This window comes from Streptomyces sp. NPDC127190 (genome assembly GCF_042672505.1).
GTDB lineage: Bacteria > Actinomycetota > Actinomycetes > Streptomycetales > Streptomycetaceae > Streptomyces.
In genome coordinates, this window is sequence record NZ_JBHXVE010000028.1 from 32,730 (window position 1) to 46,554 (window position 13,825).

Below are 13,825 nucleotides of genomic sequence, written 5' to 3' on the forward strand. Positions count from 1 at the left end.
GAGGCCGGTGTGATCGGCAGGACGTCCCTACAGCCAGCCGGCCTCGCGCGCGATCCGTACCGCGTCCAGCCGGTTGCGGGCGTTCAGCTTGACCGAGGTCGAGGTGAGGTAGTTCCGCACGGTGCCCACCGACAGATAGAGCCGGCCCGCGATCTCCGCGACCTCGGCGCCGTCCGCCGCCAGCCGCAGCACCTCCGTCTCGCGCTCGGTCAGCGGGCTGTCCCCGCTGTCCCACGCGGCCACCATGAGATCCGGGTCCACGACCCGTTCGCCCTGGGCCACCCTGCGGATGGCCTGGGCGAGTTGACGCGGTGGCGCGTCCTTCAGGATGAACCCGCGCGCCCCCGCGGCCAACGCCCGCCGAAACGTTCCTGGACGGCCGAGGCTGGTGAGGATCAGCGTCCGGCACTCCGGAAGCGCGTCACGCAGCTGGGCCGCCGCGGTGAGTCCGTCCATGCCGGCCAGATCGATGTCGAGGACCGCGACGTCGGGCCGCTGCTCCAGGGCCGTGGGGACGATCTCGTCGCCGTTCGCCAGCTCCGCGATGACGTCGATGTCCTCTTCCAACTCGAGGAGCGCCACCAGGGCGCCTCGCACCATGTGCATGTCCTCGGCAAGCAACACCCTTATGACCAACGCAAGTCCCCCCAGCCACGCTCGCCCGCGAGGGCAGATGTTACTCCGGCCATGGGGCCCGCCAGCCCCCTAGAAAAGAGTCCGCCCCTTGGGCCGCGGTTCCGGATCTCCCCCGGCCCGTCTGGCCCGGGGCCCACTCTGAACGCGTGTTGGCGTGCCCCACAACACAAGAAAACCCCAGTCGAAGACTTGGATCGCCGGCCGCGTGACGGGGAGGGCAGAGGCCCAGTCGTCGTAGCACTCGCTGACGACGAACCCCGTCCCCTCGAGCACCCCTCCGACCCGCACCCCGGCCCGCTTCACGAGCAGGTCCGGCTGAACTCCCTGAGCCCATCCGCATCGCGATCAACGCGGAACCGGAAACGGAAGCCTGTCCCACGGCACCCCGGCCGTGTGACCCGCCATGCCCCGGGCACCACAAAACCCCAGGTCGGCAACTATCTGACCTGGGGTTTCAGTGGAGCCGCTTTCGGGATTCGAACCCGAGACCTACGCATTACGAGTGCGTTGCTCTGGCCATCTGAGCTAAAGCGGCGTGCCAGCCGCACCTATGGTGCGATCAGCGACGTCGGTAAGTCTACACAGTTTCCGGAGGTGCTTCGTACCGGCCCCGGAGCCACCCGCTCCGGGGCCGGGGCGGGGTCAGGTGCAGCGCTTGCCCGCGGGCGGCGGGGTGCCGTGCAGGAGGTAGGTGTCGATCGCCCCGTCGATGCAGGTGCTGCCGCGGCCGAAGGCGGTGTGGCCGTCGCCGACGTAGGTCAGCAGGCGGCCGGAGGCGAGCTGGCCGGCCAGGGAGCGGGCCCAGCGGTAGGGGGTCGCCGGATCGCGGGTGGTGCCGACCACGACGATCGGCGCCGCGCCCTTCGCCTCGATGCGGTGCGGCTCGCCCGTGGCCGCCACCGGCCAGTACGCGCAGTTCAGCGAGGCCCAGGCCAGGCCGTCGCCGAAGACCGGGGACGCCTTCTCGAACTGCGGCAGCGCCGTGCGCACCTGCTCGGGACCGGCGAAGGCGGGCGGCAGGTCCAGGCAGTTCACGGCCGCGTTGGCCATCATCAGGTTGCTGTAGTGGCCGCCGGCGTCCCGTTCGTAGTAGCTGTCGGAGAGGGCGAGCAGGCCCCCGCCGTCGTTGTGCCGCATCGCCGAGGTGAGCGCGTCGCGCAGCTCCTGCCAGGTCCCCTGGTCGTACATCGCCGCGATCACCCCGGTGGTGGCCAGCGCCTCGCCGAGCTTGCGGCCGTCCGCGTCGCCCGCCGGGAGGGGGTGGGCGTCGAGCCTGCGGAAGAACGCCTTGAGGTGGTCGCCGACCTGCGCGGGCGTCGTACCCCTGCCGCCGAGCGGGCAGCCGGTGTGCCGTACGCAGTCCTTCGCGAACGCCTGGAACGCCGTCTCGAAGCCCGCCGTCTGGTCCAGGTTCATCCGGCGCGCGTCGAGCGAGGGGTCCATCGCGCCGTCCAGCACCATCCGGCCGACCCGGTCCGGGAACAGGCCGGCGTAGGTCGCGCCGAGGAACGTGCCGTACGACGCTCCCACGTAGTTCAGTTTCGGATCACCCAGCACCGCGCGCAGGATGTCCATGTCCCGCGCCGCCTCGACGGTCGAGACATGCCGGAGCAGCCGCGCGGAGTGCGCCCCACAGCTCTCCGCGAACCTCTTGTCCGCCGCGACCAGCGCGCTGCGCTCCTTCTGGTCGTCGGGGGTCATGTCGGTCTGCGTGTACGCGTCCATCTGGCGGCCGTCGAGGCACTGGACCGGCTCGCTGCGCGCGACACCCCTCGGGTCCACCGCGACCATGTCGTAGCGGGCACGGACCGCGGCCGGGTAGCCGATGCCCGCGTACTGCTCCAGGTAGCCGACCGCCGACCCGCCGGGGCCGCCCGGGTTGACCAGCAGCGAACCGAGCGGCCTGGCCTTGCCGGTGGCCGGCTTGCGGGCGACGGCGAGCCGGACCTCACCGGCGCCGGGCCTGGTGTAGTCCAGCGGGGCCTTCATCGTCGCGCACTGGAAACCGGGGACGCCGCAGCCGCGCCAGTGCAGCCGCTGGGTGTAGTACGGCGTGAGTCCCGACGGCGTCGCCCGCGGCAGCGCGGCCAGCGCCACCCGCGCGGTATCGCTCGCCGAGGTGACGGAGGCTCCCGAGGAGCAGGCGGAGACGAGCAGGGCGGCCGTGGCGAGCAGGGTGGCGGCGAGACGGGGAGGGGTGCGGCGGGGGGATGGCCTGGTGTGCATCGATCGAGCGTAACGCTGTGCGACCCCGCTGATGCGCTGCGTGCGGATTGTGGCTCGTACGAGGGACATGGGGGCCTCCGGCGGGAGACAGGAGGTAGGGGCGGGCCGGTCAGCCCGCGCGCAGGGCCATCGTCATCGCCTCCACCGCGAGCAGCGGGGCCACATTGCGGTCCAGGGCCTCCCGGCAGGCGCCGATGGCCTCGATGCGGCGGAGCGTGGACTCCGGGGAGCTGCCCCGGGCCAGCCGGTCCAGCGCGTCCTCCGCGTCCGTGTTGGCGATCGCGACCCGCGAGCCGAGCTGGAGGGCGAGGACGTCGCGGTAGAAGGCGGTGAGGTCGCCCAGCGCGACATCGAGGCTGTCCCGCTGGGTACGGGTTCTGCGGCGCTTCTGCATGTCCTCGAGGTCCTTCATCACGCCCGCCGTGCCACGCGGCAGCCGGCCGCCCTGGGCCGCGCCGAGCGCCGCCTTCAGCTCCTCGGTCTCCCTGCCGTCCATCTCCTCGGCGAGCTGCTTGGCGTCCTCGGCGGCCGCGTCGACCAGCTCCTGGGCGGCTCTGAGGCAGGCGCCGACCTCGTCGAGGCGCAGCGGCAGCTTCAGCACGGCCGCGCGGCGCTCGCGGGCCGCCGCGTCGGTGGCCAGGCGCCGGGCCCGGTCCACATGCCCCTGGGTGGCTCGGGCGGCGGCCGCCGCGACCTCCGGCTCGATGCCGTCCCGGCGTACGAGCATGTCGGCGACCGCGTCCACCGACGGCGTGCGCAGGTTCAGGTGGCGGCAGCGGGACCGGATCGTCGGCAGGACGTCCTCGATCGAGGGGGCGCAGAGCAGCCAGACCGTGCGCGGGGCGGGCTCCTCGACGGCCTTCAGGACGGCGTTCGCCGACTTCTCGTTCAGCCGCTCGGCGTCTTCGACCAGGATGATCTGCCAGCGGCCGTTCGCCGGGGCGGTGAACGACTTGCGGACCGTGTCGCGCATGTCCCGCACCAGGATCTCGGCGCCGACCGCGGCGACCGTGGTGACATCCGCGTGCGTGCCGAGCAGCGCGGTGTGGCAGCCGTCGCAGAAGCCGCAGCCGGGGGTGCCGCCGAGGGCACGGTCGGGGCTGACGCATTGCAGGGCCGCGGCGAAGGCCCGCGCCGCCTGGTTGCGGCCCGCTCCGGGCGGGCCCGTGAACAGCCAGGCGTGGGTCATCTTCGACGCCTCGGGCAGCGGCTGGGCCGCCGCGGCGGCCGTGACCAGGGCGTCGGCGTCCCGCGCGGCGGCGTCGAGCACCGCGCTCACCTTGTCCTGCCCGACGAGGTCGTCCCATACGGTCATGGGTCACGCCGCCCTTCCGTCGCACTCCGCGTCCCGCCCTCCATTGTGCGGGTCCCCACTGACAACGCCGACGCCGTCCGACGGCACCACGGCCGCGGGACACGGCCCGGCGCCGACGCGCCGCGGCGCCCGCCGGTCTCCCGACGGGCGCCGCCCGCTTCCGTGCATCCGGCCGGGACCTGAGGTCACGACCTGCTCAGCCGCGCCGCCCCCGGCCACGGCCCGTGCCGCCCCGCTCGTCCCCGGGGTCGGCGTAGTCGCGCTCGTCGTAGGAGCCCAGCAGTTCGTCCGCCAGGCTCGGCAGGTCGTCCAGCGGGGTCTCCTCGGCCCAGTCGGGGCGCGGCCTGCGGCGCGGGATGCCGTCGGCGTCGAGCTGCGGCATCTCGCGCGTACGGTCCTCGGAGCCGTCCGGGTCCGCCGCGGGCCGCTCGTCCCGGAAGAAGCCGGGCGGCACCCGGTCCGCCGGGGCGTCCCGCCGTACGGGCGGCAGGACGGCGGTCTCGTCCGCCGCGCCAGAGGGGACCGGTGGCAGTACGGCGGTCTCGTCCGCCGCACCGGACGGGACCGGCGGCAGTACGGCCGTCTCGTCCGCCGCGCCCTCGGGAGCGGGCACGGGGGGCAGCACCGCCGTCTCGTCCGCCGGTCCGGAGGGCACCGGCGGCTGCGGCAGCTCGGCGGTCACCTCGGGGTCGGCGGGGGAATCCTGCGCCGGCTGCGTGCGGTCCGTCTTCGCTGCCGGGCCGCCACGCTCCTCGCGCACCGGGCGCAGCACCGTCGTCTCGTCGGCCGCCGGTCCGGACGTGTCCGTCTCGCCGGACACCACCGGTGTCGGCACGGTCTCCTCCGTGCCGCGGGGGCCCGGGGACACCACCGGCGTGGGCACGGTCACCGCGTCCGGGGCCACGCCCGGCGCGGCCGGAAGCGGCTTGCCGGGCCGGCCGGCCACCGCGTCGGCCGCCGCGGCTGCCTCGGCCGCCTGCCGGCGCGCCTCCTCGGCCCGCAGCAGCGCCTCCTCGGCCTTGCGCTGGGCCGCCAGCCGACGCGCCTCCTCCTCGGCACGCAGCCTGGCCTGGCGGGCCTCCTCCTCGGCGCGCAGCCGGGCCTCTTCCTCGGCCTGCTTGCGCAGCCGCTCCTGCTCCGCCTTGCGGCGGGCCTCCTCCTCGGCGCGGGCCTTCTCCTCGGCGAGCAGCCGCTGCCGCTCCTCCTCGGCACGCCGGGCCGCTTCCTCGGCCCGGCGCCGGGCCTCCTCGGCCTGGCGTTCGGCCTCGCGGCGCTGCGCCTCTTCCAGCTCGCGGCGCTTGCGCTCCTCCTCCTCGGCGCGCAGCCGGGCGAGCTGCTCCTGGCGCTCGCGCTCCAGACGCTCCTCCTCGGCCTTGCGGGCGGCCTCTTCCTCGGCCTTGCGGCGGGCCTCCTCCTCGGCCTTCTTCCGCGCCTCCTCCTGGGCCTTGATCTCGGCCTCGGAGAGCGGCAGCACGGTGTCCAGCCGGTGCCGGATGACGGTGGTCACGGCCTCCGGTTCCTGGCCGGCGTCCACGACCAGGTAGCGGCCGGGGTCGGCGGCGGCCAGGGTGAGGAACCCGGCACGCACGCGTGCGTGGAACTCGGCGGGCTCGGACTCCAGCCGGTCCGGCGCCTCGGTGAACCGCTCCCGGGCGGTCTCCGGGGGGACGTCCAGCAGGACGGTGAGGTGCGGGACCAGCCCGTCGGTGGCCCAGCGGTTGATCCGGGCGATCTCGGTCGGGGACAGGTCGCGGCCGGCGCCCTGGTAGGCGACGGAGGAGTCGATGTACCGGTCGGAGATGACCACCGCGCCGCGCTCCAGGGCGGGCCGTACGACGGTGTCGACGTGCTCCGCGCGGTCGGCCGCGTACAGCAGCGCCTCCGCGCGGTGCGACAGGCCCGCCGAGGACACGTCCAGCAGGATCGAGCGCAGCCGCTTGCCCACGGGAGTGGCCCCCGGCTCGCGGGTGAGGACGACCTCGTGGCCCTTGCCGCGGATCCACTCGGCGAGCGCCTCGGCCTGGGTGGACTTGCCGGCGCCGTCGCCGCCCTCCAGGGCGATGAAGAAGCCGGTCGCCGCCGGGACGGTGTCCGGGTCGTCACCGCCGAGCAGCGCGTCCCTGAGGTCCTGGCGCAGCGGGATGCCCGAGCGGTCGTCGACCTTGGCGAGGACCAGCACGGCCACCGGCAGCAGCAGCGCGCCGACCAGCATCAGCGTGAAGGAGGCGCCGCCGTGCGCGAAGACGAACCGGCCGTTCTCCAGCCGGTGGCGGCCGATCAGGCCCGCCACGACGGGGGCGACGAGCGCGGCGAGCGCGATGAAGACGCGGACCATCGCGTGCAGGTGCTCGGTGACGCGCGGCCGGCGGAAGTCCTCGGTCTCCTGGTCGAGCAGCGCGTGCCCGGTGTTGGCCGCGATGCCCGCGCCCGCACCGGCCAGCGTGACGATCAGCAGCACGGTGGTGACGTCCGGAACCAGCCCGGCGCCCAGCAGCGCGACCCCGGTGAAGGCGATCGCGAGGGCGAACAGCCGGCGGCGCGAGAACGAGGGCAGCAGCCCGGGCGCCGTACGGATGCCGAGGGCGACGCCGCCGGTCAGACCGAGCACCAGCAGGCCGTAGAGGACCGGGCCGCCGCCCAGGTCGGCGGCGTGCAGCACGCACACGGCGACGGCGGCCGCGATGGCGCCGGCCACGGCGGCGCAGGCCGGGACGAGCAGCGGGATCGCGCCGGTGCGGCCCTTGTCGACGCCGGTGCCGGTGCGCGGGCGGCGCAGGCCCTCCAGCGGGGACCGCGGGCGCGGGGTGCGGGTGCCGGGCAGTTCCAGGGCGGTCAGCAGGGAGAGGGAGGCGGCGAAGAGACCCGCCGCGACATACGACCCGAGGGCCGCGTGGTGCTGGTCGAACCAGGCGACGCCGGTGCCCAGCAGGTTGTTGACGAGGGAGGCGGCGACCAGGGCGGCGGCCGCCAGCGGGACGGCCAGGAAGCCGGTGCGCAGGGAGAGCCGGCGCAGGGCGTCCAGGTGGTCCGGCAGCGGCCGTACGGTCGCGCCCTCGGGCGGCGGAGCGGGCAGCAGCGCGGGGGCCGCGCTCTCCCGGCACACCGTCCACAGCCGCTCGGCGACGCCGGTGACGAAGGCGGTGACCAGCAGGACGGCGAGGGCGTTGTCCGGGGTCCAGTCGATCCACAGGGGCGCGACGATCAGCAGGACGGCCCGCAGGCCGTCGGCGCCGACCATGGTCCAGCGGCGGTCGAGCGGGCCCTCGGGGCCGGTGAGCGTGGTCAGCGGCCCGAGCAGTACCGCGCCGAAGAGCAGCGTGGCGAGGACCCGGCCGGCGAAGACCATCGCCACTGCGAATGCCACACCCCGGTAACCGCCGCCGAAGGCACCCTGGGCGATCGCCGCCTGGAGGACGAGGACGACCAGGACGAGCAGGGCGAGGGTGTCACCGACACCGCTCACCAACTGCGCGCTCCACAGGCGCCGCAGTTGTGGGCGGCGCAGCAGGGATCGGACGGCGCGTTCGCGGGAGTCCGCGACCAGGGCGTCGTCCGGGGCGGTGGTGTGGGCCGTTGGCTGCTCGGCTCGCGTCATGCGTTCAGCCTATCCGCAGCCACCGACAACACACCGCCGCACCCTGACATGTCCATGCCCTGGCGGCCCGGTTCTCCGTCGGGCCGGCCCTCCGGAGAGGTCGGACCGGCGAGGTCGCACAGGCGAGGTCGGACCGGGAAGGTCAGTCCTCCGTGCCGGAAGCCGCCGCCTTGGACGCCGTCGCCTTCGCGGCGGCCGTCTTCTTCGCGGCCGTCGTCTTCTTGGCGGCCGTCGTCGTCTTCTTCGCGGCCGTCTTCTTGGCGGCGGTCTTCTTCGCCGGAGCCGCCTTCTTGGCCGTCGCCTTGGTGGCGGCCTTCTTCGCGGTCTTCTTGGCGGGCCCCTTGGCACGCTTCTCGGCGAGCAGCTCGAAGCCGCGCTCCGGGGTGATCGCCTCGACACTGTCGTCGGAGCGCAGGGTCGCGTTGGTCTCGCCGTCGGTGACGTACGGACCGAAGCGGCCGTCCTTGACCACGACCGGCTTGCCGGAGACCGGGTCCTCGCCCAGTTCCTTCAGCGGCGGCTTGGCGGCGGCCCGGCCACGCTGCTTCGGCTGGGCGTAGATCGCCTGCGCCTCCTCCAGCGTGATCGTGAAGATCTGGTCCTCGGACTGCAACGAGCGCGAGTCCGTGCCCTTCTTCAGATACGGGCCGTAGCGGCCGTTCTGCGCGGTGATCTCCTGGCCGTCGGTGTCGGTGCCGACCGTCCGCGGCAGCGACATCAGCCGCAGCGCGTCGTCCAGGGTGACCGTGTCCAGCGCCATGGACTTGAAGAGCGAGGCCGTACGCGGCTTGACCGCGTTCTTGCCGGTCTTCGGGGTGCCCTCGGGGAGGATCTCGGTGACGTACGGGCCGTAGCGGCCGTCCTTGGCGACGATCGTGTGGCCGGTGGCCGGGTCGGTGCCCAGCTCGAAGTCGCCGCTGGGCCTGGCCAGCAGTTCCTCGGCCAGCTCGACGGTCAGCTCGTCCGGCGCCAGGTCCTCGGGGATGTCGGCGCGCTGGTGCTGCTCGGTGTCCTTCTCGCCGCGCTCGATGTACGGGCCGTAGCGGCCGACACGGAGCACGATGTCGTTGCCCACCGGGAACGACGACACCTCGCGCGCGTCGATCGCGCCCAGGTCGGTCACCAGTTCCTTGAGGCCGCCGAGGTGGTCGCCGTCGCCGTTGCCGGCGTCGGCCGCGCCGCCCGTGGCAGTGCCCTCGCCGAAGTAGAAGCGCTTCAGCCACGGCACGGCCTGGGCCTCACCGGCCGCGATGCGGTCGAGGTCGTCCTCCATCTTCGCGGTGAAGTCGTAGTCGACCAGTCGCCCGAAGTGCTTCTCCAGCAGGTTGACGACGGCGAAGGACAGGAAGGACGGCACCAGGGCCGTGCCCTTCTTGAAGACATAGCCGCGGTCGAGGATCGTGCCGATGATCGACGCGTACGTCGACGGGCGGCCGATCTCCCGCTCTTCCAGCTCCTTGACCAGCGAGGCCTCGGTGTAGCGGGCCGGGGGCTTGGTGGCGTGGCCGTCGGCGGTGATCTCCTCGGCGGACAGCGCGTCGCCCTCGGCGACCTGCGGCAGCCGGCGCTCGCGGTCGTCCAGCTCGGCGTTCGGGTCGTCGGCACCCTCGACGTAGGCCTTCAGGAAGCCGTGGAAGGTGATCGTCTTGCCGGAGGCGCTGAACTCGACGTCCCGGCCGTCGGCCGCGGTGCCGCCGATCTTCACCGTCACGCTGTTGCCGGTCGCGTCCTTCATCTGGGAGGCGACGGTCCGCTTCCAGATCAGCTCGTACAGCTTGAACTGGTCGCCGGTCAGGCCGGTCTCGGCGGGAGTGCGGAAACGATCACCCGAGGGGCGGATCGCCTCGTGGGCCTCCTGCGCGTTCTTCACCTTCGCGGCGTACGTACGCGGCTGCGGCGGCAGGTAGTCGGCGCCGTAGAGCTGCGTGACCTGCGCGCGGGCCGCGGCGATCGCGGTGTCGCTCAGCGTCGTCGAGTCCGTACGCATGTACGTGATGTAGCCGTTCTCGTACAGCTTCTGGGCGACCTGCATGGTCGCCTTCGCGCCGAAGCCGAGCTTGCGGCTCGCCTCCTGCTGGAGCGTCGTCGTGCGGAACGGGGCGTACGGCGAGCGGCGGTACGGCTTGGACTCCACGGACCGGACGGAGAAGCGGGTGTTCTCCAGGGCGGTGGCGAGGGCGCGGGCGGTGGCCTCGTCCAGGTGGAGGATGTTCGCGCTCTTCAGCTGTCCCACGGAGTCGAAGTCGCGGCCCTGCGCGACCCGCCTGCCGTCGACGGTCTGGAGGCGGGCGACCAGCGACGACGGGTCCGACGGATCCCCCGCGCGGCCGGTCGCGAAGGTGCCCGTCAGGTCCCAGTACTCGGCAGAACGAAACGCGATGCGCTCGCGTTCCCGCTCCACGACGAGACGGGTCGCGACGGACTGGACACGGCCGGCCGACAGGCGCGGCATGACCTTCTTCCACAGGACCGGCGAGACCTCGTAGCCGTAGAGGCGGTCGAGGATGCGGCGGGTCTCCTGGGCGTCGACCAGCTTCTGGTTGAGCTGGCGCGGGTTGGCGACGGCCTCCCGGATCGCGTCCTTGGTGATCTCGTGGAACACCATCCGCTTGACCGGGATCTTCGGCTTGAGGACCTCCTGGAGGTGCCAGGCGATCGCCTCGCCCTCCCGGTCCTCATCGGTGGCGAGGAACAGCTCGTCGGATTCCTTCAGCAGGTCCTTGAGCTTCTTGACCTGCGCCTTCTTGTCGGCGTTGACCACATAGATCGGCTGGAAGTCATGTTCGACGTCCACACCGAGGCGGCGGACCTCACCGGTGTACTTCTCCGGCACCTCCGCGGCACCGTTGGGAAGGTCGCGGATGTGCCCGACGCTCGCCTCGACGATGTAGCCGGGGCCGAGGTAGCCCTTGATCGTCTTCGCCTTGGCAGGCGACTCGACGATGACGAGTCGGCGGCCGCCCTGTGCGGTCTCGCTGGTCGGGGACAACTTCGCTCTTCTCTCCGGTCGACGCTGTGGCCTCCCCAGGCCTTCGTCCCGGGGTCGCGGCGTACTGCTGGCTCGTGTGACGCTGCGGAGTGTGACGGTACATCCCGCCCCCGTGTCAAACGGGAAAAGCCCACAACGGCCACTCGAACGGTAACCCGACTACCGCCATTCCTGCCGCCCGGAGTACCGGGTACCCCCTCGGGGCCTGTCCGGAGCGCGTCGCTCCTCTTACTTCCGCGACACCCCCCTCCCCGGCACGCCCGCCGACGTCAGAGCCGGGTGAGGCAGTATCCGCCGAGTGCCAGCGCGACGGTTCCCGCGACGCTCGCGACGACCGCCGATGGGAGGTGCCTCACACCGTCCGCCACCGGCTCCCCGCGCCGCAGCCGGACCCCGGTCCAGGTCAGCAGGGCCGCGCCGAACAGGGCGAACACCGCTCCCGCATAGATCGCCGGCCCGCTCTCCATCGCCCCGCGCCCCTTTCCTGCCGTCCGGCTCCGCCCAGCGCGGGGAGGGTGGCACGCGCGGACGACGGGCGGACGACATCGGGGTGAACGGGGGGCCGGCGCGCCACCGGACGGGCGCCCGGAGACCGCTCGCCCGAACTCCGGAACCCATGCTTTCCGGCCGTTTTCCGGAGCGTACGGCACCGGTCCCCCGCCCGGGTCCTCGGCGCCCCGCCCCTCCCCGCCCCGGCGCTACGCCACCGGCGCCGGCTCCAGGAAGCCCTGTTCCACCAGCAGCCGGATCTGCGCCGGAGTGCGGTCGCGGAGCAGCACCGGGTCCTCGCCGACCAGCTGGGCGATGGCGTCCAGGATGCGGCCCGCGCTCAGCGTGCCGTCGCACACGCCCGCGAAGCCCGCGCCGACCGTGTCCACCTTGGTCGCCCGGCGCATACCGCGGTTCTGGCGCAGCACCACATGCTCGGGGTCCTCGGCGCCGGGCAGCCCGACCTGCTCCTGGACCACCTCCGCAGCGAGCCTGAAGTGGCTTGCGAGCAGGGCCGCGTCGTCGTGCTCACGGAGATAGTCGAGGCGCTCGAAGTGGGCCAGGATGGCGTCCCCGAGCGGCTGTTCGACCGGGTGGGGCCACTCCTCCACGGTGACGGACGGCTCCGCGGCCCCGCTTTTGCGCAGCGTGATCCAGCCGAAGCCGACCGCCTTCACCTTGCGCGCCTCGAACTCGTCGAGCCAGGCGTCGTAGTGCGCCTGGTACTCCGCCGGGTCCCCACGGTGGTCACCGGCGTCCCGCAGCCACAGCTCGGCGTACTGCGTGATGTCCTGCACCTCGCGCTGCACGATCCAGGCATCGCACCCGCTCGGCACCCACGACCTGAGTCTGTCCTGCCAGTCCTCCCCTGCCACGTGCTGCCAGTTGGCGAGGAACTGCGCGAACCCGCCCTCGTTCAGCCGTTCCCCCGCCTGCTGAACGAGCGAGCGGCACAGATCGTCCCCGCCCATGCCGCCGTCCCGGTAGGTCAGCCGGGCGCCCGGCGAGATCACGAACGGCGGGTTGGAGACGATGAGATCGAAGGTCTCGTCGTCCCGGACCGGTGCGAACAGCGAGCCCTCGCGCAGCTCGGCGGCGGGCGCGCCGGAGAGCGCGAGCGTGAGGGCGGTGATGTGCAGCGCGCGCGGGTTGACGTCGGTGGCCGTCACGCGCGTGGCGTGCTGGGCGGCGTGCAGCGCCTGGATGCCGGAACCGGTGCCGAGGTCCAGGGCGGAGGCGACCGGGGTGCGGACGGTGATGCCGGCGAGGGTGGTGGAGGCGCCGCCGACCCCGAGGACGACGCCCTCGTCGCGGCGTCCGATGCCGCCCGCGCCGCCGACCGCGCAGCCGAGGTCGGAGACGATGAACCAGTCCTCGCCGTCGGGGCCGCCGTAGGGCCGTACATCCACCGTCGCGGCGACCTCGTCGCCGCCCACGCGCGTGAGCCACCCGGCTTCCACGGCCTCCTCGACCGGCAGGATCGCCGCCACGCGCGCGTGGGGCACCGGCTGCTGGAGCAGGAACAGCCGTACGAGCGTCTCCAGCGGCGTGTCGCCACGGGTCGCGCGCAGGGCGGGCACGGTCTCGCTGCGGGCCAGCGCCGCGTAGGCGGGGGCGCCGAGCAGCTCGAGCAGACCGTCGGCGGTGAAGGAGGCGGCCAGCAGGGCGTCCCGCAGGCGTGCGGCGATGTCGGGCCGGTCGGCGGCGGGCAGGGGGGCGAGTCCGGTGTCAGTCACGCCCCCATTGTGTCCCGGGGGCGGCCGCGGGGCCGGTCCGCGCGCCCTCCGCACGCCCGGAGCCGGTCCGCCGAGGGCAGTGACATCGTCCCCCGGCGGACCGACGTGTCAGCCCTTCTTGGAGGACGCCGACGCCGACGGGGACGACGCCGGAGACGACGGCGCCGGCGAGGCCGTGGCCGACTCGGCGACCTTCTTGCAGCTGGCCTGCTGCGCGATCGCGTCCTGGACCTCGCCCTGCTGGAGGTTCTTCAGCGCCTCGGTGCCGCTCTGGTGCTTCTTCTCCAGGTCGGTCATCTGCACCGCGACATCGTGCAGCCCGGAGGCGAACTTCGCCTGGTCCTTGGTGTTCAACGCGTCGACCTGCTTCTTCAGGTCGGCGTAGGAGGCGGAGAGGCTGTTGAAGCTCTTCACGACCGCCTGGAGCCGCTTGACGCCGCCCTCGACCCCGGGCGGCGCGCCCGCCTTGCCGACGGCGGTGGCGATCGCCTTGTAGCCGTCGGCCATGTCCTGGAAGGCCTGCGAGTCCGTCTTCTGCAACTCCTGCGGCTTGGCGGTGTCGGCGGCCGTGGTGCTGATCGCCGCGTTGGCCGCCTTGATCTTCGCGTCCTGCGCGGGCACCGCGTCGCACACCGACTTGGCCCAGGAGACGAGCTTGGGGTCGGGGCCCTTGCTGCCGCCGCCGCTGCTGCTGGTGCATCCCGTCAATGCCACCACCAGTACCGCACCGCCGGACAGTGCGGCCGTGAGCTTCTTGTTCACCGGATTGGTCCCTTCCATGGCTCTCGGCCCACGGACCCTACACGGCGGACACACACCCCCCGCAGCGCGAACATCCC

Annotated in this window: 8 protein-coding genes and 1 tRNA gene; all 9 read right to left on the reverse strand. The window is 73.3% G+C overall.

What is annotated here, in order from left to right; translation table 11 throughout:
* Positions 1–27: 27 nt before the first annotated feature.
* The gene (locus ACFVIU_RS31900) at positions 28–636 is read right to left on the reverse strand and encodes a response regulator transcription factor (RefSeq protein WP_385846797.1); all 609 of its coding nucleotides are present in this window, start codon (positions 634–636) and stop codon (positions 28–30) included.
* Positions 637–1,094: 458 nt separating this feature from the next.
* A tRNA-Thr gene (locus tag ACFVIU_RS31905) sits at positions 1,095–1,171 on the reverse strand.
* Positions 1,172–1,278: 107 nt separating this feature from the next.
* Positions 1,279–2,862, reverse strand: a complete 1,584-nt coding sequence (locus ACFVIU_RS31910; protein WP_385846799.1) for an alpha/beta hydrolase — start codon at positions 2,860–2,862, stop codon at positions 1,279–1,281.
* Positions 2,863–2,971: 109 nt separating this feature from the next.
* On the reverse strand, positions 2,972–4,177 hold the full coding sequence (locus tag ACFVIU_RS31915; RefSeq protein ID WP_385846800.1) for a DNA polymerase III subunit delta': 1,206 nt from the start codon (positions 4,175–4,177) through the stop codon (positions 2,972–2,974).
* Between the two features lie 196 nt (positions 4,178–4,373).
* On the reverse strand, positions 4,374–7,772 hold the full coding sequence (gene tmk / locus ACFVIU_RS31920) for a dTMP kinase (RefSeq protein WP_385846802.1): 3,399 nt from the start codon (positions 7,770–7,772) through the stop codon (positions 4,374–4,376).
* Between the two features lie 142 nt (positions 7,773–7,914).
* The gene (gene topA, locus ACFVIU_RS31925; RefSeq protein ID WP_385846804.1) at positions 7,915–10,761 is read right to left on the reverse strand and encodes a type I DNA topoisomerase; all 2,847 of its coding nucleotides are present in this window, start codon (positions 10,759–10,761) and stop codon (positions 7,915–7,917) included.
* A gap of 269 nt (positions 10,762–11,030) precedes the next feature.
* The gene (locus ACFVIU_RS31930; protein WP_385846805.1) at positions 11,031–11,228 is read right to left on the reverse strand and encodes a hypothetical protein; all 198 of its coding nucleotides are present in this window, start codon (positions 11,226–11,228) and stop codon (positions 11,031–11,033) included.
* Between the two features lie 231 nt (positions 11,229–11,459).
* A complete protein-coding gene (locus tag ACFVIU_RS31935) occupies positions 11,460–12,986 on the reverse strand; it encodes a methyltransferase (protein ID WP_385846807.1) in 1,527 nt (508 codons plus the stop codon).
* A gap of 108 nt (positions 12,987–13,094) precedes the next feature.
* Positions 13,095–13,766, reverse strand: coding sequence for a small secreted protein (locus ACFVIU_RS31940; protein ID WP_385846809.1), 672 nt, complete (start codon positions 13,764–13,766; stop codon positions 13,095–13,097).
* Positions 13,767–13,825 lie beyond the last annotated feature (59 nt).

What these genes read in the sequence shown, in the direction of transcription:
- tmk (WP_385846802.1), bottom strand. Translation starts at nt 7,772, where the DNA reads ATGACGCGAGCCGAGCAGCCAACGGCCCACACCACCGCCCCGGACGAC.
- ACFVIU_RS31940 (WP_385846809.1), bottom strand. Translation starts at nt 13,766, where the DNA reads ATGGAAGGGACCAATCCGGTGAACAAGAAGCTCACGGCCGCACTGTCC.
- ACFVIU_RS31910 (WP_385846799.1), bottom strand. Translation starts at nt 2,862, where the DNA reads ATGCACACCAGGCCATCCCCCCGCCGCACCCCTCCCCGTCTCGCCGCC.
- ACFVIU_RS31930 (WP_385846805.1), bottom strand. Translation starts at nt 11,228, where the DNA reads ATGGAGAGCGGGCCGGCGATCTATGCGGGAGCGGTGTTCGCCCTGTTC.
- ACFVIU_RS31915 (WP_385846800.1), bottom strand. Translation starts at nt 4,177, where the DNA reads ATGACCGTATGGGACGACCTCGTCGGGCAGGACAAGGTGAGCGCGGTG.